Here is a 25518-nt window from a genome sequence, read left to right as displayed (position 1 = left end):
GCAGTCGACTAACGATCGACTCTACCGATGCGGCATTTTCGTGATCTGACCGAAGAGCAGCCGACCAGCGGTCGGCTCTACCACGGACGATCGAAGCGGCATTTCCGTGGCCTGACCGAAGAGCAGCCGACCAGCGGTCGGCTCTACCACGGGCGATCGAAGCGGCATTTCCGTGGCCTGACCGAAGGACAGCCGACCGGCGGTCGGCTCTACCACGGGCGAAGTCGGCGCGCCGGCTGCCCGCTCAACTGGACGTTCCATCGGGCTTCGCCAGCAGCCCGGCGATCCGTTCGGCCACCTGGGCGCGCACGCTTTCATCCAGCTGCCCCTCGTACATCGCCTCGTAGATCCACAGGCCGTCGGCGGCCAGCCGTGCCACGAAATTGTCGAGCGCGGCCGGGTCGCTCTGCCCGGTCGACGGCGGCAACGGCGCCCAACGCCGTACCGCCGGCCCCCACGGGCGCTCATCGGCGTCCGGGTCGGCCGATTCGAGCATGAACATCAGCTCGGCACGGGTAGCGCTCTGCGCCGAGACGCGCACGAAGGTCTGGTAACGCTCCAGCGCCGAGGCTTCGTCTGCACGCTTGCCCAGCAGCGTTTCCATCGACGTCTCCCAGGCCTGCACCAGGTGCTCGTCGATGCCGCGCAGCAGCGCCTCGCGCGACGGGAAGTGGTACAGCAGGCCGCCGCGGGTCAGCTTGGCCTCGGCCGCCACCGACTCGAAGGTCACTGCGCGCACGCCATCACGATTGATCACGTTGACGGCGGCGTCGAGGATGCGGTCGCGCTTGCTGGTTCTCATCGCGTCATTTTACGCGATCGGCCGCACCCTCGCGGCTGCCGACGCGCCCGCGCAGCAGGCGCGCGATGATCGACGCGCCCAGCGCCAGCACCACCGTGATCACCAGCAGCACGATCTGGTAGCCGCGGTCATACGCGGCCGTGGCCAGTGCGAACCACTCGCCCTGCCCGCTTTCACGTGCCACGTGCAGCGCCTGGGTGAAGCCTTCCCGTGCAAGCGCGGGCATGTCGGCCGAGACCGGCAGGAATGCGCCATACATCGCCGCGCTCAAGCTGCCCAGCATCGCCACCGCCAGCAGGCCGCCGAACTCGTAGGACACCTCTTCCACCGACGAGGCCATGCCCGCACGGTGCGCCGGTACGTTGTTGAGGATGGCGGTGGACGCCACCGAGATGGCCGAACCCATGCCGAAGCCGGTGATCGCCATGCCGGCGACCACCCAGCCGAGGCCGTGCGGGAAGCCGAATGCCACCACGCCGACACCCAGCGCACCTGCGGCCAGGCCGCCACAGATCAGCGGGCGCAGGCCCACCCGGTGCAGGATGCTGCCGCCCAGCAGCGCACTGGGCAGGCTGCCCAGCGCGGCCACCGACACCAGCAGGCCCGCCTGCAGCGGCGAAAGGCCCGCCACCAGCTGGAAGCGCTGGGTGGTGACCAGCTGCAGGCCGGCCATCGCAAACAGGGTGAACACCGCCGACAACGTGCCGGCCAGGAACGCCGGATTGCGGAAGATCGCGAAGTCCAGCAGCGGGTACGGCAGCTGCTGCTGGCGGCGCGCGAACGCCGCACCACTGATGGCGGCCAGCAGCAGCGCGCCTGCACCCAGCGCATACGACGGCGGCGTAGCGATCAGTGACTTGATCGCCAGCACCAGGCCGGACAGTGCAGCCAGAGCCAGCAGCGACGAAATCAGGTCCCACGGTCGCGAGGTGTCGCGCTGGCCTTCCGGTGCCAGCAGCAGCGTGGCCACGAACGCGACCACCACCACCGGCACGTTGATCAGGAACACCGAGCCCCACCAGAAATGCTGCAGCAGCCAGCCACCGATGATCGGGCCGAGTGCCGCGCCGACGATGGCCACCGAACCCCAGATCGCGATGGCGATGTTGCGTTCGCGCGCTTCGTGGAAGCTCAGGCCGATCAGCGCCAGCGTGGCCGGCATCATCGCGGCCGCGCCGACCGCCAGCAAGGCGCGCGCGGCAATCAGCAGCCCTGCGGTGTCGGCGAACGCCGCTGCCAACGATGCCACGCCGAACACCACCAGGCCGATCAGGAACATGCGGCGGTGGCCGATGCGGTCGCCCAGCGTACCCGCGCCCAGCAGCAGGCCGGCCATCACCAGCGGATAGGCGTTGATGATCCACAGCGCCTGGCCGGCACTGGCCGAGAGTTCTTCGGTCAGCGTGGGCAGGGCGGTGTAGAGCACGGAGTTGTCGAGCGTGACCAGCAGCAGGCCGGCGGCAACAGTGAACAGCAGTGCCCAGCGACGGGCACGCGACAGGGCCGGAGCACCGGCCAAGGGCTGGGACAAAGCCATGGGAGAACCTGATGGGGGTGGATTACGATCATAACTATACCGGATGTCCTGTATAGTTATGAAGGCGGCGACAGCGGCTCAGATTGCGGTCCGGGCAATGTTCATGTTGCCGTGCCCCTCATGCCGGGTCTTGGCTGGTGTCCGGGATCATCACCGGCAGTCTTCCGGCAGCGCAGCAATCGCCGCTGCCACCGCCGCCTGCATGCCCTGCCCCACGGCCATGTCCAGCTCCCCGCCCGTTGCCCCGTGCTGGCGCCGCAGCTCGTCCTCGCACAGGCCGCGCACCCGCGCGCGGGCATTCGCGCGCAGGCTGCTGCACCGCCAGTCGGTGCCACCCAGCGGCAGCACCGAATACACCACGCTGTTGCAGGCGTTGCCAGCGCGCTGCTGCAACGACCGTCCACCAAAGTCCCGGGGTTCACTGCTGCGCTGCGGGTCGAAGTAGCTGTCCGGGAAGGTGCGCGCGTACTGTTCGATGTCCAACACCATGCTGCGCCCACCGGTCAACGGCATCTGCAGCGGATGGCCGCACTGCGTCGCGTCGGCGCGGTGCTGGATGTACTGGTAGATCGGCCGGTCCAGCGATGGATCCTGCTGGGTCACCGCACTCACCGCCGCCAGCACCGGCAGCGACGCACGATTGGCCATGCGCGCCAGCAGCCCCGCCTGCGCTGGCTGGCAGCGGTCGCGCACTGTTGCCGCAAGCAGGAACAGCACGTCGTTGCGGAACGCGTGGTCGTCACCCAAACGCTGTTCGATGCGCTGGCTGGCGTCGGACGCCGGTGCTGGAAACGCGACCAACGGCGGCGCGGTGGGTGCGCGCTGCCGCTGCCACCACACCAGCAGCACGACTGCGCTCACCAGCACCCCGGCAGCCAGGATCCAGCGCATGCGCATCAGTCGTGGATCGCCGTCAGCGTGGCCGCTGCGGCATCGTAGGACGCGCTGGCAATGTCCGCATCGAAGCGCTTCACCTGCAGGCGGCCGGCCAACCGGTACGGGTCCCAAAGATCGCCCAGCGCGATCGGCGTGGCCAGGGTCACATGGATGATCTGGTTCGGTGGCGGCGGCGGCACGTGGATGCACGCACCGTAGAACGGCACGAACAGCAGCTCATCGACCAGGCCGGCATCATTGGTGCCCAGCGGTACCACGTAGCCATCCAGATCCACCGCGCGACCGTCGACAGCGTCGACCACGCGCGAAGAGCCGAACTGCTTGGCGCGATCCGGGCTGGAATGGTCGATTTCCTGCCCCGGTGGCGTGCCCGAGCCGGTGTCGTCGATCAGGCCGCCCACCCCGTCCATGCCATTGCGTGACAAGCCGATCTGCGGGGGCGGGCGCTGATAGGTCACTTCGTCCGGCCGCAGCGCGTCCCAGCGGTCGATAGGCGTTTCGGGCGCGGCGGAGGGCAACGGCTTGTCGCGCGGCGTGGCCACCACGGCATCACCGCCCGGTGACGTGCAGCCTGCCAACCAGACGCATCCAAGCAGCAACACAGCGCTACGGTTCATAGGGCCTCAGCTGGGCATCGCGCATGGTGTAGGCGGAACCGGCCAGATCATCATCCAGCCGCTCGTCACGCAGGGTGCCGGCCAGGAAGAACGGCGAGTACATGTCCGGCATGGCGATCGGGCGCGGCAGCACCACGTGCACGATCTGGTTCGGTGGCGGCGGTGGTACGTGGATGCAGGCGCCGTAGTACGGCACGAACAGGAATTCGGTCAGGCGCCCGTCCTGCGCAGTGGCCAGCGGCACCACGTAGCCGGGCAGGCGCACCGGACGCTGCAGCACCGTATCCACGGTACGGAACGTGCCGAACTGCGGCATGCGCCGGTTGCCGTTGTGCTCCACCTCCGGGCCCTCTCCGCGCTCCAGCGCGGCCAGCTCGTCCTTGGGCATCATCTGCAACCAGTCCAGTTCCTGCTCCGCCGCATCCGCAGCGCCAGCGTGGTCGACAACCGGCGGAGGTGGCAACGCCTGCACAGCGGTATCCACCGGCCGCTCGCAGGCTGCCAGCGCCAGCACCATCGGCAATGACAGCATCCAGCGCATGCTCAGCCTCCCGGCGACAGGCCATCGGCCAAGGTGCGCCGGTAGGCCAGCAACGCCGGCACCAGCCCGGCCACCGCGCTGATCGCCAACACACCCGCCACCCAGGCCAGCTCGCGGCCATCCGGCCAGACATGGGTGATGGACAGGCCGAACGTGGCCAGGGCCCAGCCGCGTCCGGCCATGCTGGCGGCCACCAGCAGCGCCAACGCCAGCACGCAGGCCACGGCACTGGTCGCCACCGCTTCCACTACCAGCAGGCCGGCGATGTAACCCGGCCGCGCGCCGGTCGCACGCAGGATCGCCATCTCGCGCCGCCGCTGCTGCAGCGTCGAGACCAGCAACGCCACCAGCGAGACCATGCCCAGCAACACCACCAACGCGCTGATCAGCTGCAGGGCGCGCTCGGCCGTGCCCAGCGACTGCCACAGCTGCTGCAGCGTCACCCCGGGCAGGATCGCCAGCATCGCCTCTTCGGGATACTCGTTGATCCTGCGCTGCACCGAAAAGGTGGCGATGCGCGAGTTAAGGCCGAGCATGAAAGCGGTGATGCTGGTCGGGGTCAGATCGAGGTGGCGCGCCTGCTCGGCACTGACGCTCTGGCTGCGCAGCTGCACACCCGAGCGCCAGTCGACGTGGATGGCCTCGATCGCCGGCAGCGAGACCAGCAGCGACGAATCCACCGGCGTGCCGCTGCGCTGCAGGATGCCGGAGACCCGGAACGGCTTGTCGGCATGCGTGGCCAGCGTCACCGCGCCGGTGCCGTGCGCCAGCACGATCTCGTCGCCGAGGCCGACCTTCTGCGCGCGTACCACCTCCGCGCCGATCACCGCGTCATACAGATCATCAAAGGGCCGCCCCTGTGCAAAGGCAAGCGCATGACCGGAACCATAACGATAGTGTTCAAAGTAGCCGCCAGTGGTACCCACTACCCGGTAGCCGCGCCAGGAATCGCCCAGCGACAGCGGCACCGCCCACTTCACCTGCGGCATTGCGGACAGCGCCTGGTAGGACTGCCAGGACACGTTGTTGGTGGGGTCACCGATATGGAACACCGCGTACAGCAGCAGGTTCACCGGCCCCGAACGCGCACCGACAATCAGGTCCGTGCCCGACACCGTGCTGGCGAAGCCTTCGTGCGCCTGCGTGCGCACACGCTCGACACCCAGCAACAGCACCACGCTGAGGGTGATGACCAGCACGGTCAGGCCCACGCTCAACGCGCGGCTGCGCAGGCTGGCCCATGCAAGCTCAAGCATGGTCGGCACCTGCCTGGTTGATCTCCGACAAGACGATCGTGCGGTCGAACAACGGCTGCAGGCTGTCGTCATGGCTGACCACCAGCACCGTGGTGCCGGCCGCCTCGCATTGCGCCGACATCAGCTTCAGGAACGCGGTCGCCGCGTCGCGGTCGAGCGCCGAGGTCGGCTCATCAGCCAGCAGCAACGCCGGGCGGCCGATCAGCGCGCGTGCCGCCGCCACGCGTTGTTGCTGGCCGACGCTGAGCGTGCCGGCGCGGCGCTGCATCAGCCCGGGGTCCAGCTGCAGGGCCTGCAGCAGTCGCGCGATCTCGGCATTCAACGGCCCGCTGATGCGCGCACTGCGCAGGCGCGAGAAGCGCAGGCCCAGTGCGATGTTGTCGCGCACGCTGAGAAACGGCAGCAGGTTGAACTGCTGGAAGATCACGCCCAGGTGGTCGGCGCGGAAGCGGTCCCGCGCGGCACCACGCATCGCCTGCAGCGCGTGGCCGGCGACCTCGATGCGGCCCTTGCCGGGCAGCAGCACGCCCGCCAGCAGGCCCAGCAGCGTGCTCTTGCCACCGCCACTGATTCCGCGCAGCAGCACGCTGCTGCCCTGCTCGATCCATAGCCGCGGCACGTCCAGCACCAGCCGCCGGCCATAGCCGAACTGCACGCCATCCAGCACGATCACCGGTCGCATGCTCACGGTGCCAGCACCACGCGCAGATTGTCCGCAGTCAACACGCTGCGGTTCTGGCCATGGGCGGTGGTGCTGTTGACGATCACTTCGTGCAGGCCCGGGAATACTGCGGGCAGGCGCACGACGATGGCCCGCAACCCGGCAGGCTTGGTGCACTGGTACCGCAGCGTTGCGCTGAACCCTGCGTGGCGATGCTGACCGGGCGGCGGCGCGGCAGCCATCGCATCGAAGCCCTCGGCCCTGGCATCGTTCGCGATAAGGCGGCAGCCCGCGGCGGTGGGCAAGGTGACCCAGCTGCCGCCCTGCAGCAGCGCAGTCGCACGCGCCAGCGCGGCCTGCTCGGCTGCATTGGCCGGCGGCCGCTCGAAATCAAGGATGCCGATGCCGGGCGCCTGCAGGGCGAATTCCAGCGTCTGCTGGTCAAGCGCAAGATCAACGGTGGCCTGGCCGTGTACGTGCGCACCGGGCTGGCGGACATCATGGGCCTGTGCAGCGCTGGCAGCCAGCAGCAGGAAAAGAGCAGCAGAACGCTTCATGGGAGAGACTCCAATTGTTACTATGTAACATTATGGACCACATCCCCGCGACGCCTGCAAGGGCCCTGGCCCAGCCGCCAGCTTCGGCACGCTGGCACCCCCGCTTCGATCTAGCCGGGGCCTGGCTGTCCCTGGCCTGCGCCGCCCATTGCATCGCCCTGCCCCTGCTGCTGGCCTTCGTGCCGGCCGCGATGATGGCGCTGCGCTCGTTCCAGCATCCCGCCCATGGCGCGATGACGTTTCTGCTGATGATGTCGCGCTGGGAATGGCTGTTTGCGCTGCTGGCGTCGTCGCTGGCCTTGGCGAGCACCTTGGCCGGGGTTCACCGGCATGGGCGCTGGCGACCTGCAAGGCTGGCCTGCGTCGGCGCCCTCCCGCTGTTGTCGGCCTCGCTATACCTGCCGCTGAAGGAATCACTGCTCTGGCATGGCGTGGCGACAGCTGGTGGTGGCGTGCTGCTGGCATGCGCGCACATCGGCAACCGCCGCGCGCTGCACAACCGCCGGTAGTGCCGGCCGCTGGCCGGCAGCTGCGGGATCCCGGCAGCCGGCCAGCGGCCGGCTCTACCCATCCGTACATGGGCCACGCATCAGATGAAACACAGTTGGTAGTGCCGGCCGCTGGCCGGCAGCCCCAGAGACCCGGCAGCCGGCCAGCGGCCGGCGCTACCCATCCGTACATGGGCCACGCATCAGGTGATACACAGCTGGTAGTGCCGGCCGCTGGCCGGCAGCCTCAGGGACCCGTCAGCCGGCCAGCGGCCGGCTCTACCCCTCCATGCATGGGCCACGCAACAGGTGACGCTCAGTCGGTAGTGCCGGCCGCTGGCCGGCAGCCCCAGAGACCCGGCAGCCGGCCAGCGGCCGGCGCTACGCCGCCTTATTCGTCAAACGGACGCTGGCCGAGCGTCTGCGTCACGTGGTCGACGAAACAGGTGATGCGCGCGGCCAGCGCGGTGTTGCGGTAGTACACCGCGTTGATCGGCTGGCGCACCTCCTGCGTCTGCTTGGCGAACAACTGCACCAGGCGGCCGTCACGCCGGTCCTGGCGGGTCAGGAAGTCGGACAGGCAGGCGATGCCCAGCCCGGTCACCGCCATCTGCCGCAGTGTCTCGCCACTGGACGAAGCAATCGCCGGCTCGATCACGAAAGGGCCGCCATCGGCATCCTGCAGCGGCCATTCGTTCAACGAACTGGGCTGGGTGAAGCCAAGCAGGTCGTGCTCGCGCAGCTGCTCCACCCGCGTGGGCGTGCCATGCCGGCGCAGGTACTCGGGGCTGGCCACCACGCGGATGCGGCTGTGGCCGATCGGCCGCGCATGCAGGGTGGAATCGCGCAGCACGCCAATGCGGAACGCCACGTCGGTGCGCTTCTCGATCAGGTCGGTGATGCCTTCATTGGAATTCAGCTCCAGCTCCACCTGCGGGTAGCGCTCGCGGAAGCCCTCCAGCAACGGCACGATGACGTGCAGCATGAACGGCGTGGCGGCGTCTACGCGCAGGCGCCCGACCGGCTGCAGCCGCCGCGCGGCCATCTGTTCCTCGGCCTCGTCCACCGTGGCCAGGATCGTGCGCGCGTACTCCAGGAATGCGGCTCCCTCCTCGGTCAGCTCCAGCCGCCGCGTGGTCCGCCGCAGCAGCGTGGTCTGCAGCTTGTCCTCCAGCCGCGCCAAGGTGCGGCTGGTGGCGGAGATGGTCAGCTCCAGCTCTTCGGCCGCGGCAGTGATCGAACCGCTGTCGACCACGGCCACGAAGGCCTTCAGCTCATCCAGGGTGGTTTTCATTTTTTACCTCGGCGCAAAAGCATTTCCCGTATACACGGCTTAATCAACAAATGTAAAGCGCCCACACTTCGCCCTGTCCCGAGCCCACCGGCTCTCAACGAAGTCCCTGGAGTCCATCATGAGCGTTCCTTCCTTTGGCGTCGGCACCTTCCGCCTGACCGGCCAGACCGTCATCGATTCGGTGCGCAACGCCCTCGACGTCGGCTACCGTGCGATCGATACCGCGCAGATCTACGGCAACGAAGCCGAGGTCGGCCAGGCCATCGCCGAATCCGGCGTCCCGCGCGACGAGCTGTTCCTGACCACCAAGATCTGGGTGGACAACTACGCCGCCGACAAGCTGATCCCGAGCCTGCGCGACAGCCTGGCCAAGCTGCGCACCGGGTACGTCGACCTGCTGCTGATCCACTGGCCGGCGCCGGGCAATGGCGTTGAACTGCGCGAGTACATGACCGCGCTGGCCGAAGCCAAATCGCTGGGCCTGACCCGTCAGATCGGTGTGTCCAACTTCAACATCGAACTGACCCGGCAGGCCATCGAGGTGGTCGGCGCCGGCGAGATCGCCACCAACCAGATCGAACTGAGCCCCTACCTGCAGAACCCGGCACTGACTGCCTTCCTGCAGGAACAAGGCATCACCGTCACCTCCTACATGACCCTGGCCTACGGCAAGGTGCTGAAGGACCCGGTGCTGGCCGCCATCGCCGACAAGCACCAGGCCACCGTCGCCCAGGTCGCGCTGGCGTGGGCGCTGCAACTGGGTTACTCGGTCATCCCGTCCTCGACCAAGCGCGAGAACCTGGCCAGCAACCTGCTCGCCCAGGACCTGCACCTGGATGCCGATGACATGGCCGCGATCGCTGCGCTTGACCGCAACGGCCGCGAAGTCGATCCGCCGGGCCTGGCACCGGCCTGGGACTGAGGAGCCTCGCCATGGGCAATGCGTTGACGCGTCTGCAGGCCGGTGGCTTCAGCATCGGCATCGAAGCACCGCTGGACAATGACTGGACGCCGCTGGGCGAACAGGCACGACACGCCGCGCGACGCCTGCCCGGCGAACCGGACCTGCAGCGCCATGCGGAGCTGGCACGGCTGGCCGACCGCCTTGGCTTCCGCGCGCTGTGGGTACGCGACGTGCCCATGTACGACCCGGCCTTCGGCGATGCCGCACAGGTGTTCGAGGTGTTCAGTTACCTCGGCTACCTGGCCGGCATCACCGAGCACATCCTGCTGGGTACCGGCGCGGTGGTGCTGCCGATCCGCGAGCCGTTGCTGACCCTGAAGTCGGCACGCAGCGTGCAGCGGCTGAGCGGTGACCGCCTGCTGCTGGGCGTGGCCAGTGGCGACCGCCCGGTGGAGTACCCGCTGTTCGGCCGCGACTTCGACAGCCGTGGCAGCCGCTTCCGCGAGCACATCGCACTGCTGCGCGAAGGCGCTGCCGCGCACCTGCCGCAGGGCCTGGACGTGCTGCCCGCGGATGGCCCGGCCCTGCCGCTGTTCGTGGCCGGCCTGGCCCAGCAGCAACCGGCGTGGATCGGCCAGCACATGGATGGCTGCCTGGCCTACCCGGGCACGCCGCAGGACCATGTACAACGCGTGGCGGCCTGGCGCGCCGTGGCCGGCAACAAGCCCTATGCCAGCTTCATCCACCTGGACCTGGTGGCCGATGCCGATGCTCCTCTGCAGCGCTGGCGCTTCGGCCTGCGCGGCGGCCGCAACGCCCTGCTGGCCGAGCTGCACGCCATGCAGGCGGCCGGTGTCGACCACATCGGTCTGCAGTTCCGCCGCAACGAACGGCCGTTGGCCGAAACCTTCCACGAAATCGCCGAGTACGTGCTGCCGCACTTCCCGGCCCACGCCGGCGCCGCTGCGCCGCATGCCCCGCTTGCCGCCCCCGCGACGGCCTGACAGTTACCGGAGCTTTGCAATGAAGATGAAGACCCTGGCCGCGCTAGCGCTGGCCACCCTGCCGATGTCCTTCCGGGCCACCGCCGAGGACTGGTACCCCTCTGCCTACGGCGCCAACGACGAGATTGGCGCGGCCAACCTGCTGACCGCCGACGTGGTCAAGCACGCGGTCACGCTGGTCAGGACTGGCAAGACCTATCCGCTGGCGGTGCCGGTGGACAAGAACCTGCCCGCGTTCCGCCACCGCAGCTTCCGCCTGTACAACGTGCAGGTCGGCCAGCAGGCTGGCAAGTCGCTGGGCCCCAACAAGTTCACCTTCAACGATGAACTGGTGAACGCCTGGACCGGCGTTGGCACCCAGCTCAACGGCATCGGCCATATCGGCATCGACAACGTCTACTACAACGGCAACAAGGCCGCCGACTTCGTCACCGTGGACGGGGTGCGCAAGCTCGGCGTCGAGAAGGTGCCGCCGATGGTCACCCGTGGCGTCGTGCTGGACATGACCGCGTACTACGGCAAGGCGATCGTGCCCGGCGGCACCGAGTTCACCGTGGCCGACATCCAGGCCGTGCTGAAGAAGCAGGGGCTGCGCCTGCGCAAGGGCGACGTGGTGCTGTTCAACACCGGCTGGCTGGAACTGATCGGCAAGGACGACAAACAGTTCCTGGAAGTGGAACCGGGTATCGGCATGGAGGCGGCGAAGTGGCTGGCCGACCAGGGCATCGTCGCCTTCGGTGGCGACACCTGGGCCTCGGAGGTCTACCCGAACCCGAACGGTGCCGAGGAGTTCCCGATCAACCAGTACATGCTGGCCAAGCGTGGCATCTACAACCTGGAGCTGATCGACAGCCGTGCCCTGGTGCGCGACAAGGCCTGGGAATTCCTGTTCGTACTCGGCCAGCCGCTGTACGTCGGTTCGACCCAGGTCAACATCAACCCGGTGGCAATCCGATGAACACCGCCGCTGACCTTCCCGTGTTCGTCGGCCGCCGCTTCCGCGTCAGCTATGACGGCCTGGCCGCCGACAATGTCTACAGCGCCGATGGCCGCCACGTGCAGTACGCCATCGTCTCCGGCGCCTATGCCGGTGCGCGGGGCGAAGCCGCCTGTGAGTGGCAGCGGATCAGCGTCGGGGTCTATGCCATTTCGTGGCAGGAAGCCGATGGCGCTACGGTCGTGCATGTCGATGACTTCGCGGGCGGGCATTCGCTGGCCTGGTTCACCGCCACCGATGGCAGTTTCCATCGCATGCAGGGGCCGCTGCACGCGCTGTGATGCGGGCCAGCGGCCGGCGGACGAAACATTACAGATCGGTAATGCAGGGGTCAGGGCAGCGAAAGGCGCTGCCCTCCACCCTGTGGGCCATGTCTTCCACAGGTGTCCCACGCATGGCCCGTCCCCTGCTCCGCTCCACCGCCCTTGTTGTCCTCGTTTCCGGCCTCGCGGTTGCGCCGCTGGCCCTGGCCCATCCCAGCCTGGTGCGCTCGACGCCGGCCGCCGACGCGACCGTGGCGCCGGCCAGCCAGATCGAGCTGCAGTTCAGCGAGAAGGTGATGCCGCGTGCCACCCGCATCGAACTGAGCATGGACCATGGCCGCATGAAGATGGCCATGCCCACCACTGCGCAGGAGCTCTCCGAAGATGGCCACACCCTGCGGGCACGCTTCGCCAAGCCCTTGCCGGCAGGCAGCTACGCACTGCAGTGGCGCGCGGTGGGCCAGGACAGCCACCCGATCACTGGCACGTACCGTTTCACCGTGAAGTAAGGCTGCCGTCGTGGCCGAGCTCTCGCCGTATGCGCTGCGGCTGGCGCTGTACCTGGTGCTGATGCTGCTGTTCGGGCGGATGCTGTTCGTCCGTCCGGGGCTGCCGCGCGGCGTCTCGCTGGCGCTCGCCCTGATCGCGGTGGCCGTGGTGGTCACCGATGCCATCACCCGCTTGTCCGGTGTGCTCGGCATCGCGCCGGCCGACATCGACCCTGCAACGGCGCACTGGTTCCTCACCGGTACGCCGGTGGGTAAAGCCGGCCTGCTGCGTACCGTGGCGGTGCTGGCGATGCTGCCCCTGCTGGCATTCGCCACGCCGCTGCAGGGCCTGCGCCGCGTGGCCCTGCTCGCTTTGTCTGCCACGGCGTTGGCCAGCCTGTCCTGGAACGGCCACGCCGCTGCGGGCGATGGGTTCGGCGGCACCTTGCGGCTGCTGGCCGGCATCGTGCACCTGCTGGCCGCCGGTGCCTGGGTCGGCGCGATCGCCGCCATCCTGCAGTTGGCGCTGCGTCCACAGGGCCTGCGCCTGCGCGAGCGCACCTACGAGTTGTGGCGGGCCGCGCACAGCTTCGCCCTGCCGGGCACGGTCATCGTCGCCCTGCTGGCAATGACCGGCACCTATACCTATGTCGATCTCGGCGGTTCCGTGCAGACCCTGACCGGTACCGCGCATGGGCGCTGGCTGCTGCTCAAGCTGGCCCTGGTGGTCGGCATGCTGGGGTTGGCGGCGCTGCATCGCTGGCGATTGGTGCCGGCCTTGGCCACCTCCATCCGCGACGGCTGGCAACCGCGGCCGCTGCGTTCCCTGCGCCACAGCCTGGCCTGCGAGTCGGTGCTGGCCGTGCTGGTGCTGGCCTGCGTGGCGGTGCTTGGTACGCTGGACCCGTTGGCGTGAGCCTGCGCAGCCAGCCCACGTGCAAGCTGCGATGATGGGCACATCATGAAACTGCTGATCGTCGAAGACGAACCCAAGACCGGCAACTACCTGCGCCAGGGCCTGATCGAGGCCGGCTACGTGGTCGATCTCGCCTGCAACGGCGTGGACGGGCTGCACCTGGCCGGCAGCGGCGAGTACCAACTGGTCATTCTCGATGTGATGCTGCCCGGCATGGACGGATGGAACGTGCTGTCGCGGCTGCGCGCCGCCGGATGGCAGGTGCCGGTGCTGTTCCTGACTGCGCGCAGCAGCATCGCCGACCGCGTGCAGGGCCTGGAACTGGGCGCCGATGACTACCTGGCCAAGCCGTTCGCCTTCGCCGAGCTGCTGGCGCGGGTACGCACCCTGCTGCGTCGCGGCCAGGCACAGCCGCAGGCCGAGCGCATCATCATCGCCGACCTGGTGGTGGATACCCTGCGCCGCCGGGTCGAACGCGGCGGCCAGCGCATCGCCCTCAGCCAGAAGGAATACACCCTGCTGGAGCTGCTGGCGCGTCGCCAGGGCGAAGTGCTGCCACGCTCGCTGATCGCCTCGCAGGTGTGGGACATGAACTTCGACAGCGACACCAATGTGATCGACGTGGCGATCCGCCGCCTGCGCGCGAAGATCGACGATGACTTCGATGCCAAGCTGATCGTCACCGTGCGCGGCATGGGCTATGTGCTGGAGGCGCCGGACGACGGTGCCGTGCACAGCGGATGAGCCTGCGCCGTTCCATCGCGGTACGGCTGACACTGCTGTTCGCCATCGTGGCCACGCTGGTGCTGGCCGCATTGGGCGTGGCGATCTATGTCAGCGCCCGCCATGATCTTGTTGCCCAGGACTTCATCGAACTGGAAAACAAGGTCGCGTTGATCCGCGACCTCGCTGACAATGGGCCTGCCGCCGCGCGCGGACCGCGGTTGGCAGAGGCGCTCGGCCATCATCCGGGTATCGCCTTCCACATTGTTGATGGGAGCGGAACCGTACTGTTCTCCACTGCGCCGGCACTGCTGCGCGAGCATGCACGCAGCCAGCCCATCGACGCCGCGCCACGGCGGCACGACTGGATCCTCACCGATGGTCGCTGCATGCATGCCCTGCACCTGCGCCAGACGCTGGCCGACGGCAGCCAGCTGGTGACTCTGCTGGCCATTGATGACAACCGTCACGCCGACTTCCTGGAGCGCTTCCGCCACCTGCTGGCAATCGCCATCATCGGCGCCGCCGTGGCCAGCAGCCTGCTCGGCGGCTATGTGGTGCGGCGTACGCTGCGGCCGCTGCGCACGCTGGCCGATGAGGCCAGGCAGATCACCGCCGGTCGCCTGCAGCGCCGCCTGAGCGCGCGCAGTGCACCGGCCGAACTGGAGCAGCTGGCGCAGACCCTCAACGGCATGCTGGCACGCCTGCAGCGGGACTTCGCGCGGCTGACCGAATTCTCCGGTGATCTCGCCCACGAGCTGCGCACGCCCATCACCAATATGCTCACCCAGGTGCAGGTGGTGCTGGCGCACCCGCGCAGCAACGAGGCCTACCGCGAGACGCTGGCGTCGTGTGCCGAGGAACTGCAGCAGCTGGCACAGACCGTGGGTGACCTGCTGTACCTGGCGCAGGCCGAGGCGCCGGGTGCGCTGCCTTCACGCGAGCCGGTGGCGCTGCATGGGGTGGTGGATTCACTGTTGGAGTTCTACGAGCTGTTGGCCGAGGACCGGCAGTTGACCCTGCATCGCGAAGGTGTGGCGAGCGTGGAAGGCAACCGCTTGATGCTGCACCGGGCGATTGCCAACCTGCTGTCCAACGCGTTGAAGCACGCCGCTGCCGGCAGCGAGGTGCGGGTACGGCTGGCCGAGGCCGATGGCGTGTGCAGGGTCAGCGTGCACAACGTCGGCACGCCGATTTCCGCCGAAGCGCTGCCGCGCCTGTTCGATCGGTTCTACCGCGGCGAGCGTGGCCGACACGAAGGTGCGGGGCTGGGGCTGGCGATCACCCGCGCGATTGCACAGGCGCATGGCGGCAGCGTGAGTGTTGCGTCCGATGACACCGGCACCGTGTTCGAGTTGGTGCTGCCGAGCGCCGCAGCCCGGTAGTGCCGGCCGCCGGCCGCCCCCCCGGGGTACATCAAGCGCATTGCGGTTGCCGGCCAGCGGCCAGCACTACCCCCTGCGGTCGGACAGCTTCGCGTGCCGCTCCGGTAGTGCCGGCCGCTGGCCGGCACCCCCGGTCTGCTCGAACACCCCGGCCACCCAGTCGATGAACACCCGCAGGCGTGGCGACGGCGTGCGGTTGCGCGGGTAGACCAGGCTCAACGGGCTTTGGGTCGGCGGCGCGTCCGGCAACAGCTCCACCAGCTGCCCGCGCGCGATATACGGGGCCATCCGGTAGCGCGGAGCCTGGATGATGCCCAGGCCCGCCAGCGCGGCGCCGAGGAACGCATCCGCACCGGACACACGCACCCGCACTGGCAGCGGCACGTAGCGCACCTGCCCGCCCTGCTGGAACTCCAGCGGAATCAGCTGGCCGGTGGCGCTGGAGCGATAGCCCACCATTTCATGGCCGCCCAGTAGCGACTCGATGCTGCCTGGCACGCCCTTGGCCTGCAGGTAGCCCGGCGCGGCCACCGTGACCTCGCGCAGCATCGCCAACCGGCGCGCCGCCAGATCGCTGTCGGCCAGCGTGCCCACCCGCAGCGCCGCATCCACACCTTCGCGCAGCAGATCGACATAGCGGTCGCCTTCGCTGACCTCCAGTTCGATCTCCGGGTAGCGCTGCAGGAACTCCGGCAGGTGGGGAAACAGCAGGTGCCGGCCCAGCGTGCCATGCACCTCAATGCGCAAGGGGCCGCGCGGCGGCGCGTCACGGAATGCGGCCTCGGCGTCGTCCATGTCGGCGATCAGGCGCAGGCAACGGCCATAGAAGGCCTCGCCTTCCAGCGTCGGCACCACCAGCCGCGTGGTCCGGTGCAGCAGGCGCACGCCCAGCCGCTGTTCCAGCGCCTTGATCGCGTCGGTCACCGTGGCCCGCGGCAGGCCCAGGTCCTCGGAGGCCCGGGTGAAGCTGCGGCGCTCGACGATACGGACGAAGGCGCGCATGGCCGTGAAGCGGTCCATTGTTCGGCTATCCGGATGATGTTGGCGGATTATGCAGGATTATCCGAAAGCGCGATTTCGCGAAGATGGCGCTGCGCCACTTCGGCGTGTCCCCGTGGAAGCCACCATGACCCTCTCCCCCGCCCGCTCTGTCGCCCTGGTCACCGGCGGATCCCGTGGCATCGGTGCCGCCATCTCGCGTCGGCTCGCCGCCGATGGCCACGCGGTCGCGATCAACTATGCGGGCCGCCGCGACGACGCCGAAGCCTTGGCGGCCGAACTCAACGCCGCCGGCGCGCAGGCCACCGCGCTGCAGGCCGATGTGTCCGATCCGCAGGCGGTGCGCCAGCTGTTCGACGCCATCGAAGCCCGTTTCGGCGGCATCGACGTGGTGGTCAACAGCGCCGGGGTGCTGCAGCTGGCACCACTGGCCGATACCGACGACGCCCTGTTCGAGCGGGTGATCGGCATCAACCTCAGGGGCGCCTTCAACGTGCTGCGCGAAAGCGCGCGACGGGTGCGCGACGGTGGCCGGCTGATCACCCTGTCCACCAGCGTGGTCGGCATCCGGCTGGAGAACTACAGCGTGTATGCGGCCAGCAAGGCGGCGGTGGAGACGATGGGCGCAATCCTCAGCAAGGAGCTGCGCGGACGCAATATCACCGTGAACGCCGTGGCGCCGGGCCCGACCGCCACCGATCTGTTCCTGGATGGAAAATCGCCCGAGCTGATCGAGCGGTTGGCGAAGATGAACCCCCTGGAGCGGCTGGGTACGCCGGAGGACATCGCCGGCGCGGTGGGGTTCCTGGCAGGTGCCGATGGCGGATGGATCAACGGCCAGGTGCTGCGCGCCAACGGCGGGATGGTATAGATCGCACAGGTGGCATCCACGCATGGCGCGACGCCCTTGTAGAGCCGAGCCCATGCTCGGCTGCTCTTCGCGCAAAGGCCAGAAGCAGCCGAGCGTGGGCTCGGCTCTACAGGTAGGTCAGGCGATGCGCGCCTCGCGGCGGCGATGCACCCAGTAGTACAGCGTCGGCGCGGTGGGGTTCCTGGCAGGTGCCGATGGCGGATGGATCAACGGCCAGGTGCTGCGCGCCAACGGCGGGATGGTATAGATCGCACAGGTGGCATCCACGCATGGCGCGACGCCCTTGTAGAGCCGAGCCCATGCTCGGCTGCTCTTCGCGCAAAGGCCAGAAGCAGCCGAGCGTGGGCTCGGCTCTACAGGTAGGTCACGCGATGCGGGCCTCGCGGCGGCGATGCACCCAGTAGTACATCGCCGGTGCGGTGGGGTTCCTGGCCGGTGCCGATGGCGGATGGATCAACGGTCAGGTGCTGCGCGCCAACGGCGGAATGGTGTAGATCGCACAGGTGGCATCCACGCATGGCGCGACGCCCTTGTAGAGCCGAGCCCATGCTCGGCTGCTCTTCGCGCAAAGGCCAGAAGCAGCCGAGCGTGGGCTCGGCTCTACAGGTAGGTCACGCGATGCGGGCCTCGCGGCGGCGATGCACCCAGTAGTACAGCGTCGGCAACACCAGCAGGGTCAGCAGCATCGCCGACAGCAGACCACCGATCACCACCACCGCCAGCGGCTTCTGGGTCTCGGCACCGATCGCATGCGAGGTGGCCATCGGCAGCAGGCCGAACATCGCCAATAGTGCGGTCATCAGCACCGTGCGCAGGCGCTGCAGCGAACCCTGCACCACCGACTGCAGCAGGTCCATGCCCTGCTCGCGCAACTGGGCGAAGCGGCTGAGCATCACCACGCCGTTCAGCACCGCTTGCCCGAACAATGCAATGAAGCCGATTGCCGCCGACACCGACAGCGGAATGCCGGTCAGCCACAGGGCCAGGATGCCGCCGATCATCGCCAGTGGCACGTTGGCCAGGATCAGCGCGGCGCTGCTGATGTCCTTGAAGGCATCGAACAGCAGCACGAAGATGATCAGCACCGACAGCGGAATCACCCAGCCCAGCCGCTTCATCGCACGCTGCTGGTTCTCGAACTCGCCGGACCACTCCAGCCGATAGCCTTCCGGCAGCTGTACGCTGGCATCCACGCGCTTGCGCATGTCAGCCACCACGCTGCCCATGTCGCGGCCGGCGATGAAGATGCTCACCGCCTTCACCCGCTGTGCGTTCTCGCGCGAGATGTTGATCGCGCCGCTGGCCATGCGGAAGTCGGCCACGTCGGACAGCGTCACCGTGTGGCCATCGCCGATGCCAACCGGCACCGTACGCAGCCGCTGCAGGTCACGATCGGCATCGTCCAGGCGCAGGGTGATGGGGAATCTGCGGTCACCCTCCCACAGCTCGCCGACCTGGCGCCCGCCCAGTGCGGTCTCGATCACTTCGTCGACGTCGCGTACGTTCAGGCCATAGCGCGCGGCGCGGTCGCGGTCGATCTCGATCTGCAGCTGCGGCAATGACCCGTCGCGGTCGATGAAGGCGCTCTCCACGCCCTCCACGCCGCGTACCTGGCCGAGGATCGCCTGCGCCTGCTGGTTCAATACGTCCAGATCCGAGCCGCTGACCTTGATCACCACCTGGCCCTTGATCTGCGAGATGCTCTCCAGGATGTTGTCGCGCACCGGCTGCGAAATCGAGAACTCGGGGCCCGGAATGCGCTGCTCCAGCGTGCGCTGCAGGTCGCTCACCAGCTGTCGCTTGCCCACGCCTTTCGGCCATTCCTTCTCCGGCTTCAACGCCACCAGCGCCTCGATCTGGTTGGCGCCCTTGGCATCGGAGCCGTCTTCCGGGCGTCCCAGCTTGGCCACCACCGTCGATACCTGCGGAAAGCTGCCGACCAGCTCACGGATGCGCCGCGACTGCTGCTGCGCTTCGCCCAGGCTGGTGCTCGGGTCGAGCGTGGCCGTCAGCCAGATCGATCCTTCGTCCAGCTCGGGCAGGAACTCCGAACCCAGCCGCGTGCCCAATGCCAGCGTGCCGACCAGCAGCGCAATCGCGGTCAGCACTACCGCACGCGGGCGGGCCAGTGCGCGCTCCAGGACCGGCCGGTACCAGCCGGTCAGGCGGTCCATCAGCGGATTGCCGTCGCGCATGCGGTCGCGCCGCAGCCACCAGTAGCAGAACAACGGCACCACGGTCAGCGCCAGGATCAGCGCGCCGATCAATGCCGAGGTCACCGAGTACGCCATCGGCGCGAACATGCGGCCTTCCTGGCGCTGCAGGGTGAAGATCGGGATGTGCGCGGCGATGATGATCAGCATCGAGAAGAACGTCGGCCGGCCCACTTCCGACGCTGCCGAAAGAATGGTCGAGAACCGTGTCTTACGGTCGGCCGCAGGTGGCAGCTTCGACAATCGCGAGACGATGTGCTCGGTCACGATCACCGCGCCATCGATGATGATGCCGAAGTCCATCGCACCCAACGACAGCAGGTTGGCCGGCACGCCCCACAGATGCAGGCCAAGGAAGGTCGACAGCAGCGCAAGCGGCATCATCGCCGCCACGATCAGCGCGGCACGGGCGTTGTACAGGAACAGCCACAGCACCAGGAACACCAGCACCGCGCCTTCCAGCAGGTTGCTGAAGACGGTTTTCAGCGTGGTCGAGACCAGCCACGAGCGGTCGTAGAACGGCTCGATGCTGATCCCGGCCGGCAGCTGGTTCGCTTCGATCTCGGCGATGCGCGCATGCAGGGCGTCGAGCACGTCGGACGGGTTCTCGCCCTTGCGCATCAGCACCATGCCGAACACCGCATCGTCGTTGTCATCCTGGCCGACCAGGCCCTGCCGGGGCAGGCCGGTATCGGCGATGCCAGCCAGGTCGCGCACCAGGATCGGCGTGCCACTGCGCTGCGCCACGACCACGTTGCCGATGTCGGCCGGCGAACGCATCAGTCCCACGCCGCGGATCAGGAACTGCTGCTGGCCACGTTCCACGTAGCCGCCGCCTGCGTTCGAGCTGCCCTTCTCCAGCGCCTCGGCGAACTCAGCCAGGCTGATGCCGCGGTCACGCAGCTTGTCCAGGTCCGGCTTGACCTGGAACGTACGCGCGAAGCCACCGAAACTGATCACATCGGCTACGCCCGGCACGGTGCGCAGGCTGCGCTCCATCGTCCATTCCTGCACGGTGCGCAGCTGGGTCGGTGTCAGGTGCGGGCCTTTCAGCACGTACCGGTAGATTTCGCCCACCGCCGAGCTCATCGCCTCCAGCTCCGGCGTCACCCCTTCGGGCAGCTCCACGCCCTGCAGGCGTTCCAGCACCTGCTGGCGCGCGAAGTAATCGTCGGCCTTGTCGTCGAAGGTCAGGATGATCATCGACAGGCCGAATTGCGTATGCGAGAACACCCGCACCGAATGCGGGATGCCGGACAGTGCCACTTCCAGCGGCATCGTCACCTCGCGCTCCACCTCCTCGGCGGCCCGGCCCGGGTGCAGCGATACCACCGTCACCTGGGTGTCGGACACATCCGGAAAGGCTTCCACCGGCAGCACGCGGAACGCGGCAATGCCAGCGCCGATGAACAGCAGCAGCGCCAGCATCACCATCAGCGGCTGGCGCAGGCAATAGGCAATCAGGCGATCGATCATGGCGCGGCATGCCCCGTCCCGGTGCTGGCGGCTGCGGGCGCACTGTCGACCAGCTGCTGCAGCAACAGGCCCCCTTCGACCACCACCCTGGCGCCCTGGGCCAGGCCCTCGCGCACCCACAGGCGGCCATCGCCCAGTTCCTCGGCACGCACGGCGCGGCGCGCGAAGCGGCCCTTGGCCTCCTCCACGAACACCACCTGCTTGCCGTCGATGAGCAGTACCGCAGCATCGGGCAGCGAGACACCGCCCCCGGCCGGCACTGCCACCTGCGCACGCACGTACTGGCCCGCCTTGAAACCGCGCGCACGGTTGTCCAGTTCGGCGCGCGCCTGCACCACGCGGCGTTCGCTGTCGACGAAGTCATCCACGTGCTGCAGGGTCGCCTGCTGCGGCTGCCCATCGGCGCCGGGCACGCTCACCTGCATGCCCGCCTTCAGGCGTCCGGCCAGGCTCTCCGGTACATCCAGCAGCAACCACAGGCGGTCAGGATCGCCAATCATCGCCAGCGGCTGTTCGCTGTCGGGGCTGACTGCCATGCCCGGGCTCATCCGCCGCTCCACCAGCACGCCATCAATGGGTGCGCGCAGCGGCAGCCGTTGGTCGACGTGCTGGCCGTTGCCATACGCCCTGGCGAAGGCGGTCGCGCGCGCGTGATCGGCCTGGCTGCCGGCGAAGCTGGCCTCGGCCTCGTCCAGTTCACGGCCCGACGCCACCCCTGCCGCGTGCAGTTCGCGGGTGCGGTCCAGTTCCCGGCGTGCCAGCTGCAGCTCGGCACGGCCACGCACGCCCTCCGCCTGCGCCTGGCCGAACTCGGGCGAGGTGATCCAGGCGATCACCTGGCCGGCCTTCACCTTCTGCCCCGGTTGTGCCTCGATGCGCGCCACCTGCCCCGCCAGCGGGGTGCGCAGCGCGCTGGAGCGGGTCTCGTCCCAGACCACCCGGCCCGGCAGCTGCAGGCTGGCGCTGGCACCGGCGGTCACCGCCTCGCTGCGCAGTACATCCAGCTGGCGGATGCCGGCCGGAAACAGGATCTGGCCGGCACTGACCTGCGGCGCATCCTCGGTATACGACGCCGGTTCGCGACCGCAGCCGCCCAGCAGGGCCAGCGCCAGCAGGGCCGGCAGCGTGGCATGTCGCGCCCGCGGGCGATGGGCGACGGTGGACTTCATCGGGACTCTCCTTCAGCAACGGATGTGGCCGCTTCCCAGCGCGCCAGGGCAATGGCATGGTCGGCACGCGCATCAATCAGCGCGGCCTCGAACTCGCGCCAGCTGCGGCGCGCGTCGAGCAGATCCGTCAGGCTGGCGGCGCCACGGCGATAGGCCAGTTCGATGCCCTCCACCGCCTTGCGCGCAGCGTCGGACTGCAGCCCCTCGTAGTCGCTGCGGCGCTGCGCGGCAGACTGCACGCTGGCCTGCAGCTGGTCCAGTTCAGCGTGTGCTTCGCGCTGCAGCAGCTGCAGTTCCAGCGCGGCGCTGTCCCGGTCGGCCTCGGCACGCTGGATCGCGCCGCGTGCGCGCGACGGGCCGCCCAGCGGAATGGTCAACGACACGCCCCAGGTGACACCGCTGATATCGGTGGGCTCGCGCTCGGCCTCCACACCCAGCTGGATGTCGCGGTGGCGCTCGCTACGTGCCAGGGCCACGCCAGCGTCGGCGGCGGCCAGGCGCGAGCGTGCCGCGCGCAGATCGGCACGCTGCTGCGGATCGAACGCGCGCACCTTGGCCACGCTGCTGGCATCCGGCCAGGGGTCATCGGCACTGAGGTCGCGGCTATCATCGCTGCCGAGCAGCAGGCCCAGCGCATGCCGCGCGTCACGCAGATCCAAGGCCGCCTCGCGCGCCGCATCGGCCACCGCCAGATGGTCCACCGCCATCCGCGCGCGATCCACCGGCGCCATCGCCCCGGTGGCCACCTGCTTGTCGGCCGCCGCCATCTGTTCGGCCGAATTCTGGCGGTTGGCCTCGGCAATCTGCGCCCGCTCCTGCGCGCCCTTCAGGCCAAAATAGGCTTCATGCAGTGCCACCTGCTGCCGGCGCCGGGTATCGAGCATGTCCAGCCCGGCCACTTCCAGCAGCGCGTCCGCCTGGCGGATGCGCAATGCGCGCTTGCCGCCGCGCTCCCAGGTCCAGCCCAGGCCCAGCGTGCTGTCCACCCGCCTGTCCTGCCAGCGCCCCGGGCCGATGCCGTGCTTCGGGCTGATCTTGCTGCTGCCGATCGACAGCTCGGCCGCTGGCCGCAACGCAGCGGTCAGCGCATCGCCCTGCACCCCACGCAGTTCCAATGCCGCCGCGCGCAGGTCCGGGTTGTGCGCTTCCATTGCACGCTGTGCATCCTGCAAGGACAGCGCCGAAGTCGCAGGCGCGCACGAAAGGGCGGCCAGCAGGGCCGCAAGACGACGGGAGAAATTCATGCACGTCACGGTAAGGTGACGCACTTGCGCCAAACTTGCCCCAACCTTGCACGAAGCTTGCAATGCGAATCCTGCTGATCGAAGACGACGCCGCCCTGGCCGATGGACTGATCCGCGCCCTGCAGGGCGCCGGCCATCTGTGCGACCACCTTTCGCGCGGGCTGCACGCGCCGGCTGCACTGGCCAGCGCGCCGTATGACGTGATGGTGCTCGATCTTTCATTGCCCGACGTCGATGGCCTCGACCTGCTCTCGCGCCTGCGCAACGACGGCGTCACCCTGCCGGTGCTGATCCTCACGGCGCGCGATGGCGTGGAGGACCGCATCCTCGGCCTTGACCGCGGTGGCGACGACTATCTCGCCAAGCCGTTTGCACTGGGGGAACTGGAAGCCCGCCTGCGTGCGCTGTCGCGTCGCCGCAGCGACGCACCGGCGCACAAGCGGTTGGGCCGTTTGTGCTTCGACAGCATCCGCAATGAAGTGCAGGTGGAAGGCCAGCGCATCGAACTGACCGCGCGCGAGCTGTCGCTGGTCGAGGCACTGATGCAGCATCCTGGCCGCACCGTCACCAAGCAGCGCCTGTTCGACGCGCTGTACAGCTGGGATCACGAGGCCAACCTGTCAGTGATCGAAGTGCATGTCAGCCGCCTGCGCCGCAAGCTGGAACAGGCGCGCGCCGGCGTCGGCATCCGCATGCTGCGTGGCCTGGGCTATCGGCTGGAAGCCGGTGGTGACTGAGCGTGTGCACAGCCTGCGTGGCCTGCTGCTGCGCCGCCTGTGGCTGCCCCTGCTGGTGCTGCTGCTGTGCAGCGCGATCGGTTCATTCGCGTTGGCCCGCTTCTATGCCGGCCAGGTCTATGACCGCTGGTTGCTGGACTCGGCGATGTCGTTGTCCGAGCTGGTGAAGGTGCAGGACGGGCGCGCCTCGATCGAGATCACGCCCGCGGTGTCGCGCATGTTCACCTGGGATACCGCTGACGAAGTGCATGGCGAAGTGGTCGACGCTGCCGGCGGGCGCCTGTATGGGGACCTGCCCGAAGCGCTGCCCCGCCCCGCGATCGCTGCCGGCAGCGACGATGCCGTCTACTACGACGCGCGCCTGCGTGGGCAGCCGGTGCGCATGGTCGAGGTCGTGGTCAGCGCTGGGCCGGGCCATGATATCCGCCTGCGCGTGGCCGAGACGCTGCGCAAGCGGCACCGGCTGGAGCGCAAGCTGCTGCTGGCCAGCATCCCGTTCCAGGCCGCGATCCTGGCGCTGGCCGCGTGGCTGGCCTGGTCCGGTACCGGCGCGGCTGCACGCCATGCCAACCAGGTGGCGCGGCGGCTGGCCAGCCCGCGTCCGGACCCGCTGGCGCCACTGGAGCCCGCGCAGGAAGCCCCACGCGAACTGTGGCCGGCGGTCGAAGCCTACAACGCACTGCTGCAACGGCTGGACGCGATGCAGGCCGCGCAACGGCGCTTCGTCAGCAATGCGGCGCACCAGCTGCGCACGCCGCTGGCGGCAATGCAGGTGGAGCTGGAGAGCTCACTCCGCCAACAGGATCCGCAGGCCCAGCAGCTGGCGCTGTCCGGCACGCTGGCCGGGCTGGCACGGCTGCAGCACCTGGTCAACCAGCTGCTGATGCTCAGCCGCTCGGAAGATCCACAGGGCAGCGCACTGCCGCTGCAGCCGCTGGATCTGGCCGCGTTGGCACGGGGCGTGGTCGAGCGCTACGCCGACCGTGCGTTGGTGGCGGGCGTGGACCTGGGTTACGACGGACCCGACGACGGCGTGAAGGTACAGGGTGATCCGCAGTTGCTGCGCGAGGCGCTGGGCAACCTGCTGGACAACGCGCTGCGCTACGGCGCCGTGCCCGGTGTGATCACCCTGGGACTACAGCGGGATGCCGAGGGCGTGCAGGTGTGGGTGGACGATGACGGTACAGGTATCGCCGAAGCCGAGCGCGCGCGCGTCACGGAACGGTTCTACCGGGCCAGCAGCGAGGGAGATGGCTGCGGGCTGGGGCTGGCGATCGTGGCCGAGATCGCGCAGCGGCATGGCGCGATATTGATGATCGAAACGGCCCCGCTCGGTGGCGCGCGCGTCGGGTTGCGTTTCCGTTGACCTTTGTCGAATTGCCCTTGTAGAGCCGAGCCCATGCTCGGCTCAGGCACCGTGCCAAAAGCAGCCGAGCATGGGCTCGGCTCTGCAGGTTCCAGGTCACCCGTGAAGCGTGC

Annotated in this window: 25 protein-coding genes and 2 pseudogenes; 14 read left to right on the top strand and 13 right to left on the bottom strand. The window is 68.6% G+C overall.

What is annotated here, in order from left to right; translation table 11 throughout:
• Positions 1–244 precede the first annotated feature (244 nt).
• From J3A72_RS12465 to J3A72_RS12430, 8 genes are all read right to left on the bottom strand, one after another.
• Complete coding sequence (locus J3A72_RS12465) at positions 245–802, bottom strand: TetR family transcriptional regulator (RefSeq protein WP_032962647.1); 558 nt, start codon at positions 800–802, stop codon at positions 245–247.
• Between the two features lie 4 nt (positions 803–806).
• Positions 807–2339, bottom strand: coding sequence for an MFS transporter (locus J3A72_RS12460; RefSeq protein ID WP_075076991.1), 1533 nt, complete (start codon positions 2337–2339; stop codon positions 807–809).
• 150 nt (positions 2340–2489) lie between these two features.
• A complete protein-coding gene (locus J3A72_RS12455; RefSeq protein WP_075076992.1) occupies positions 2490–3236 on the bottom strand; it encodes a hypothetical protein in 747 nt (248 codons plus the stop codon).
• Positions 3236–3853 (bottom strand): DUF3299 domain-containing protein, encoded by a 618-nt coding sequence (locus tag J3A72_RS12450; RefSeq protein WP_046430871.1) that lies wholly within the window; start codon positions 3851–3853, stop codon positions 3236–3238. Before J3A72_RS12450 ends, J3A72_RS12455 begins: the two co-directional genes overlap by 1 nt.
• Positions 3843–4394, bottom strand: coding sequence for a DUF3299 domain-containing protein (locus J3A72_RS12445; protein WP_075076993.1), 552 nt, complete (start codon positions 4392–4394; stop codon positions 3843–3845). Before J3A72_RS12445 ends, J3A72_RS12450 begins: the two co-directional genes overlap by 11 nt.
• 2 nt (positions 4395–4396) lie before the next feature.
• On the bottom strand, positions 4397–5650 hold the full coding sequence (locus J3A72_RS12440; protein WP_075076994.1) for an ABC transporter permease: 1254 nt from the start codon (positions 5648–5650) through the stop codon (positions 4397–4399).
• Entirely contained in the window at positions 5643–6338 is a 696-nt protein-coding gene (locus J3A72_RS12435; protein ID WP_075076995.1) for an ATP-binding cassette domain-containing protein, read from the bottom strand. The genes J3A72_RS12440 and J3A72_RS12435 overlap by 8 nt, the downstream gene beginning before the upstream one ends.
• Positions 6335–6868, bottom strand: a complete 534-nt coding sequence (locus J3A72_RS12430) for a DUF2796 domain-containing protein (RefSeq protein ID WP_075076996.1) — start codon at positions 6866–6868, stop codon at positions 6335–6337. Before J3A72_RS12430 ends, J3A72_RS12435 begins: the two co-directional genes overlap by 4 nt.
• A gap of 32 nt (positions 6869–6900) precedes the next feature.
• Between J3A72_RS12430 and J3A72_RS12425 the strand changes: the two genes are divergently transcribed.
• Positions 6901–7377, top strand: a complete 477-nt coding sequence (locus J3A72_RS12425) for a MerC domain-containing protein (protein WP_075076997.1) — start codon at positions 6901–6903, stop codon at positions 7375–7377.
• A gap of 370 nt (positions 7378–7747) precedes the next feature.
• Here J3A72_RS12425 and J3A72_RS12420 read toward each other — a convergent pair whose 3' ends face one another.
• Positions 7748–8650 carry a LysR family transcriptional regulator gene (locus tag J3A72_RS12420; protein WP_046430882.1) on the bottom strand — a complete coding sequence of 301 codons (903 nt, stop codon included), beginning with the start codon at positions 8648–8650 and terminating at the stop codon, positions 7748–7750.
• Between the two features lie 118 nt (positions 8651–8768).
• On the opposite strand from J3A72_RS12420, the gene dkgB reads away from it, so the two are divergent.
• From dkgB to J3A72_RS12380, 8 genes are all read left to right on the top strand, one after another.
• Entirely contained in the window at positions 8769–9572 is an 804-nt protein-coding gene (dkgB, locus tag J3A72_RS12415) for a 2,5-didehydrogluconate reductase DkgB (protein ID WP_140222846.1), read from the top strand.
• 11 nt (positions 9573–9583) lie between these two features.
• Positions 9584–10558 carry a TIGR03571 family LLM class oxidoreductase gene (locus tag J3A72_RS12410; protein ID WP_075076999.1) on the top strand — a complete coding sequence of 325 codons (975 nt, stop codon included), beginning with the start codon at positions 9584–9586 and terminating at the stop codon, positions 10556–10558.
• Between the two features lie 19 nt (positions 10559–10577).
• Complete coding sequence (locus J3A72_RS12405) at positions 10578–11516, top strand: cyclase family protein (RefSeq protein ID WP_140222845.1); 939 nt, start codon at positions 10578–10580, stop codon at positions 11514–11516.
• Positions 11513–11836: an adenylate cyclase gene (locus J3A72_RS12400; protein WP_075077000.1), complete on the top strand. Its 324-nt coding sequence runs from the start codon at positions 11513–11515 to the stop codon at positions 11834–11836. Before J3A72_RS12405 ends, J3A72_RS12400 begins: the two co-directional genes overlap by 4 nt.
• Before the next feature lie 113 nt (positions 11837–11949).
• The gene (copC, locus tag J3A72_RS12395; RefSeq protein WP_032962626.1) at positions 11950–12327 is read left to right on the top strand and encodes a copper homeostasis periplasmic binding protein CopC; all 378 of its coding nucleotides are present in this window, start codon (positions 11950–11952) and stop codon (positions 12325–12327) included.
• A 10-nt stretch (positions 12328–12337) separates the two neighbouring features.
• Positions 12338–13222 (top strand): copper homeostasis membrane protein CopD, encoded by an 885-nt coding sequence (copD, locus tag J3A72_RS12390; RefSeq protein WP_075077001.1) that lies wholly within the window; start codon positions 12338–12340, stop codon positions 13220–13222.
• 45 nt (positions 13223–13267) lie between these two features.
• Entirely contained in the window at positions 13268–13966 is a 699-nt protein-coding gene (locus J3A72_RS12385; RefSeq protein WP_053495177.1) for a heavy metal response regulator transcription factor, read from the top strand.
• Positions 13963–15330: a heavy metal sensor histidine kinase gene (locus tag J3A72_RS12380; protein WP_075077002.1), complete on the top strand. Its 1368-nt coding sequence runs from the start codon at positions 13963–13965 to the stop codon at positions 15328–15330. Before J3A72_RS12385 ends, J3A72_RS12380 begins: the two co-directional genes overlap by 4 nt.
• A gap of 66 nt (positions 15331–15396) precedes the next feature.
• Here J3A72_RS12380 and J3A72_RS12375 read toward each other — a convergent pair whose 3' ends face one another.
• A complete protein-coding gene (locus J3A72_RS12375; RefSeq protein WP_075077003.1) occupies positions 15397–16350 on the bottom strand; it encodes a LysR family transcriptional regulator in 954 nt (317 codons plus the stop codon).
• A 106-nt stretch (positions 16351–16456) separates the two neighbouring features.
• On the opposite strand from J3A72_RS12375, the gene J3A72_RS12370 reads away from it, so the two are divergent.
• The 3 genes and pseudogenes from J3A72_RS12370 to J3A72_RS12360 form a co-directional block, all read left to right on the top strand.
• Positions 16457–17200 carry an SDR family oxidoreductase gene (locus tag J3A72_RS12370; protein WP_049406377.1) on the top strand — a complete coding sequence of 248 codons (744 nt, stop codon included), beginning with the start codon at positions 16457–16459 and terminating at the stop codon, positions 17198–17200.
• A gap of 169 nt (positions 17201–17369) precedes the next feature.
• Positions 17370–17447, top strand: a pseudogene (locus tag J3A72_RS12365) (3-ketoacyl-ACP reductase); the annotation flags it as partial.
• A 160-nt stretch (positions 17448–17607) separates the two neighbouring features.
• Positions 17608–17694 (top strand): annotated as a pseudogene (locus J3A72_RS12360) (3-ketoacyl-ACP reductase); the annotation flags it as partial.
• Positions 17695–17811: 117 nt separating this feature from the next.
• Here J3A72_RS12360 and J3A72_RS12355 read toward each other — a convergent pair.
• Genes J3A72_RS12355 through J3A72_RS12345 form a run of 3 tightly spaced genes read right to left on the bottom strand, consistent with a single transcriptional unit; the run spans position 17812 to position 23302 of the window.
• Positions 17812–20889, bottom strand: coding sequence for a CusA/CzcA family heavy metal efflux RND transporter (locus tag J3A72_RS12355; RefSeq protein WP_140222844.1), 3078 nt, complete (start codon positions 20887–20889; stop codon positions 17812–17814).
• Positions 20886–22058: an efflux RND transporter periplasmic adaptor subunit gene (locus J3A72_RS12350; protein WP_140222843.1), complete on the bottom strand. Its 1173-nt coding sequence runs from the start codon at positions 22056–22058 to the stop codon at positions 20886–20888. The genes J3A72_RS12355 and J3A72_RS12350 overlap by 4 nt, the downstream gene beginning before the upstream one ends.
• Complete coding sequence (locus tag J3A72_RS12345; protein WP_075075631.1) at positions 22055–23302, bottom strand: TolC family protein; 1248 nt, start codon at positions 23300–23302, stop codon at positions 22055–22057. Before J3A72_RS12345 ends, J3A72_RS12350 begins: the two co-directional genes overlap by 4 nt.
• A 62-nt stretch (positions 23303–23364) precedes the next feature.
• Between J3A72_RS12345 and J3A72_RS12340 the strand changes: the two genes are divergently transcribed.
• Together J3A72_RS12340 and J3A72_RS12335 are read left to right on the top strand one after the other, a co-directional pair.
• Positions 23365–24039, top strand: a complete 675-nt coding sequence (locus tag J3A72_RS12340; protein WP_014647334.1) for a response regulator — start codon at positions 23365–23367, stop codon at positions 24037–24039.
• Complete coding sequence (locus J3A72_RS12335) at positions 24032–25405, top strand: sensor histidine kinase (RefSeq protein ID WP_014647335.1); 1374 nt, start codon at positions 24032–24034, stop codon at positions 25403–25405. Before J3A72_RS12340 ends, J3A72_RS12335 begins: the two co-directional genes overlap by 8 nt.
• The last annotated feature ends 113 nt before the right edge of the window (positions 25406–25518 follow it).

The sequence above is a fragment of the Stenotrophomonas sp. PvP093 genome (genome assembly GCF_017876915.1).
In the GTDB taxonomy this organism is placed as follows: Bacteria; Pseudomonadota; Gammaproteobacteria; order Xanthomonadales; family Xanthomonadaceae; genus Stenotrophomonas; species Stenotrophomonas muris.
Note: the sequence above shows the minus strand (reverse complement) of the source record. Positions and strands in the feature narration are given on the sequence as shown.

Excerpts from the sequence above, each read along its gene's own strand:
- J3A72_RS12425 (WP_075076997.1), top strand. The coding sequence starts at position 6,901 with ATGGACCACATCCCCGCGACGCCTGCAAGGGCCCTGGCCCAGCCGCCA.
- J3A72_RS12340 (WP_014647334.1), top strand. The coding sequence starts at position 23,365 with ATGCGAATCCTGCTGATCGAAGACGACGCCGCCCTGGCCGATGGACTG.
- J3A72_RS12430 (WP_075076996.1), bottom strand. The coding sequence starts at position 6,868 with ATGAAGCGTTCTGCTGCTCTTTTCCTGCTGCTGGCTGCCAGCGCTGCA.
- J3A72_RS12350 (WP_140222843.1), bottom strand. The coding sequence starts at position 22,058 with ATGAAGTCCACCGTCGCCCATCGCCCGCGGGCGCGACATGCCACGCTG.
- J3A72_RS12375 (WP_075077003.1), bottom strand. The coding sequence starts at position 16,350 with ATGGACCGCTTCACGGCCATGCGCGCCTTCGTCCGTATCGTCGAGCGC.
- J3A72_RS12385 (WP_053495177.1), top strand. The coding sequence starts at position 13,268 with ATGAAACTGCTGATCGTCGAAGACGAACCCAAGACCGGCAACTACCTG.
- J3A72_RS12370 (WP_049406377.1), top strand. The coding sequence starts at position 16,457 with ATGACCCTCTCCCCCGCCCGCTCTGTCGCCCTGGTCACCGGCGGATCC.
- J3A72_RS12440 (WP_075076994.1), bottom strand. The coding sequence starts at position 5,650 with ATGCTTGAGCTTGCATGGGCCAGCCTGCGCAGCCGCGCGTTGAGCGTG.
- J3A72_RS12345 (WP_075075631.1), bottom strand. The coding sequence starts at position 23,302 with ATGAATTTCTCCCGTCGTCTTGCGGCCCTGCTGGCCGCCCTTTCGTGC.
- J3A72_RS12450 (WP_046430871.1), bottom strand. The coding sequence starts at position 3,853 with ATGAACCGTAGCGCTGTGTTGCTGCTTGGATGCGTCTGGTTGGCAGGC.
- J3A72_RS12460 (WP_075076991.1), bottom strand. The coding sequence starts at position 2,339 with ATGGCTTTGTCCCAGCCCTTGGCCGGTGCTCCGGCCCTGTCGCGTGCC.
- J3A72_RS12420 (WP_046430882.1), bottom strand. The coding sequence starts at position 8,650 with ATGAAAACCACCCTGGATGAGCTGAAGGCCTTCGTGGCCGTGGTCGAC.
- J3A72_RS12355 (WP_140222844.1), bottom strand. The coding sequence starts at position 20,889 with ATGATCGATCGCCTGATTGCCTATTGCCTGCGCCAGCCGCTGATGGTG.
- J3A72_RS12380 (WP_075077002.1), top strand. The coding sequence starts at position 13,963 with ATGAGCCTGCGCCGTTCCATCGCGGTACGGCTGACACTGCTGTTCGCC.
- J3A72_RS12455 (WP_075076992.1), bottom strand. The coding sequence starts at position 3,236 with ATGCGCATGCGCTGGATCCTGGCTGCCGGGGTGCTGGTGAGCGCAGTC.
- copC (WP_032962626.1), top strand. The coding sequence starts at position 11,950 with ATGGCCCGTCCCCTGCTCCGCTCCACCGCCCTTGTTGTCCTCGTTTCC.
- dkgB (WP_140222846.1), top strand. The coding sequence starts at position 8,769 with ATGAGCGTTCCTTCCTTTGGCGTCGGCACCTTCCGCCTGACCGGCCAG.
- J3A72_RS12405 (WP_140222845.1), top strand. The coding sequence starts at position 10,578 with ATGAAGATGAAGACCCTGGCCGCGCTAGCGCTGGCCACCCTGCCGATG.
- J3A72_RS12400 (WP_075077000.1), top strand. The coding sequence starts at position 11,513 with ATGAACACCGCCGCTGACCTTCCCGTGTTCGTCGGCCGCCGCTTCCGC.
- J3A72_RS12445 (WP_075076993.1), bottom strand. The coding sequence starts at position 4,394 with ATGCGCTGGATGCTGTCATTGCCGATGGTGCTGGCGCTGGCAGCCTGC.
- J3A72_RS12410 (WP_075076999.1), top strand. The coding sequence starts at position 9,584 with ATGGGCAATGCGTTGACGCGTCTGCAGGCCGGTGGCTTCAGCATCGGC.
- J3A72_RS12465 (WP_032962647.1), bottom strand. The coding sequence starts at position 802 with ATGAGAACCAGCAAGCGCGACCGCATCCTCGACGCCGCCGTCAACGTG.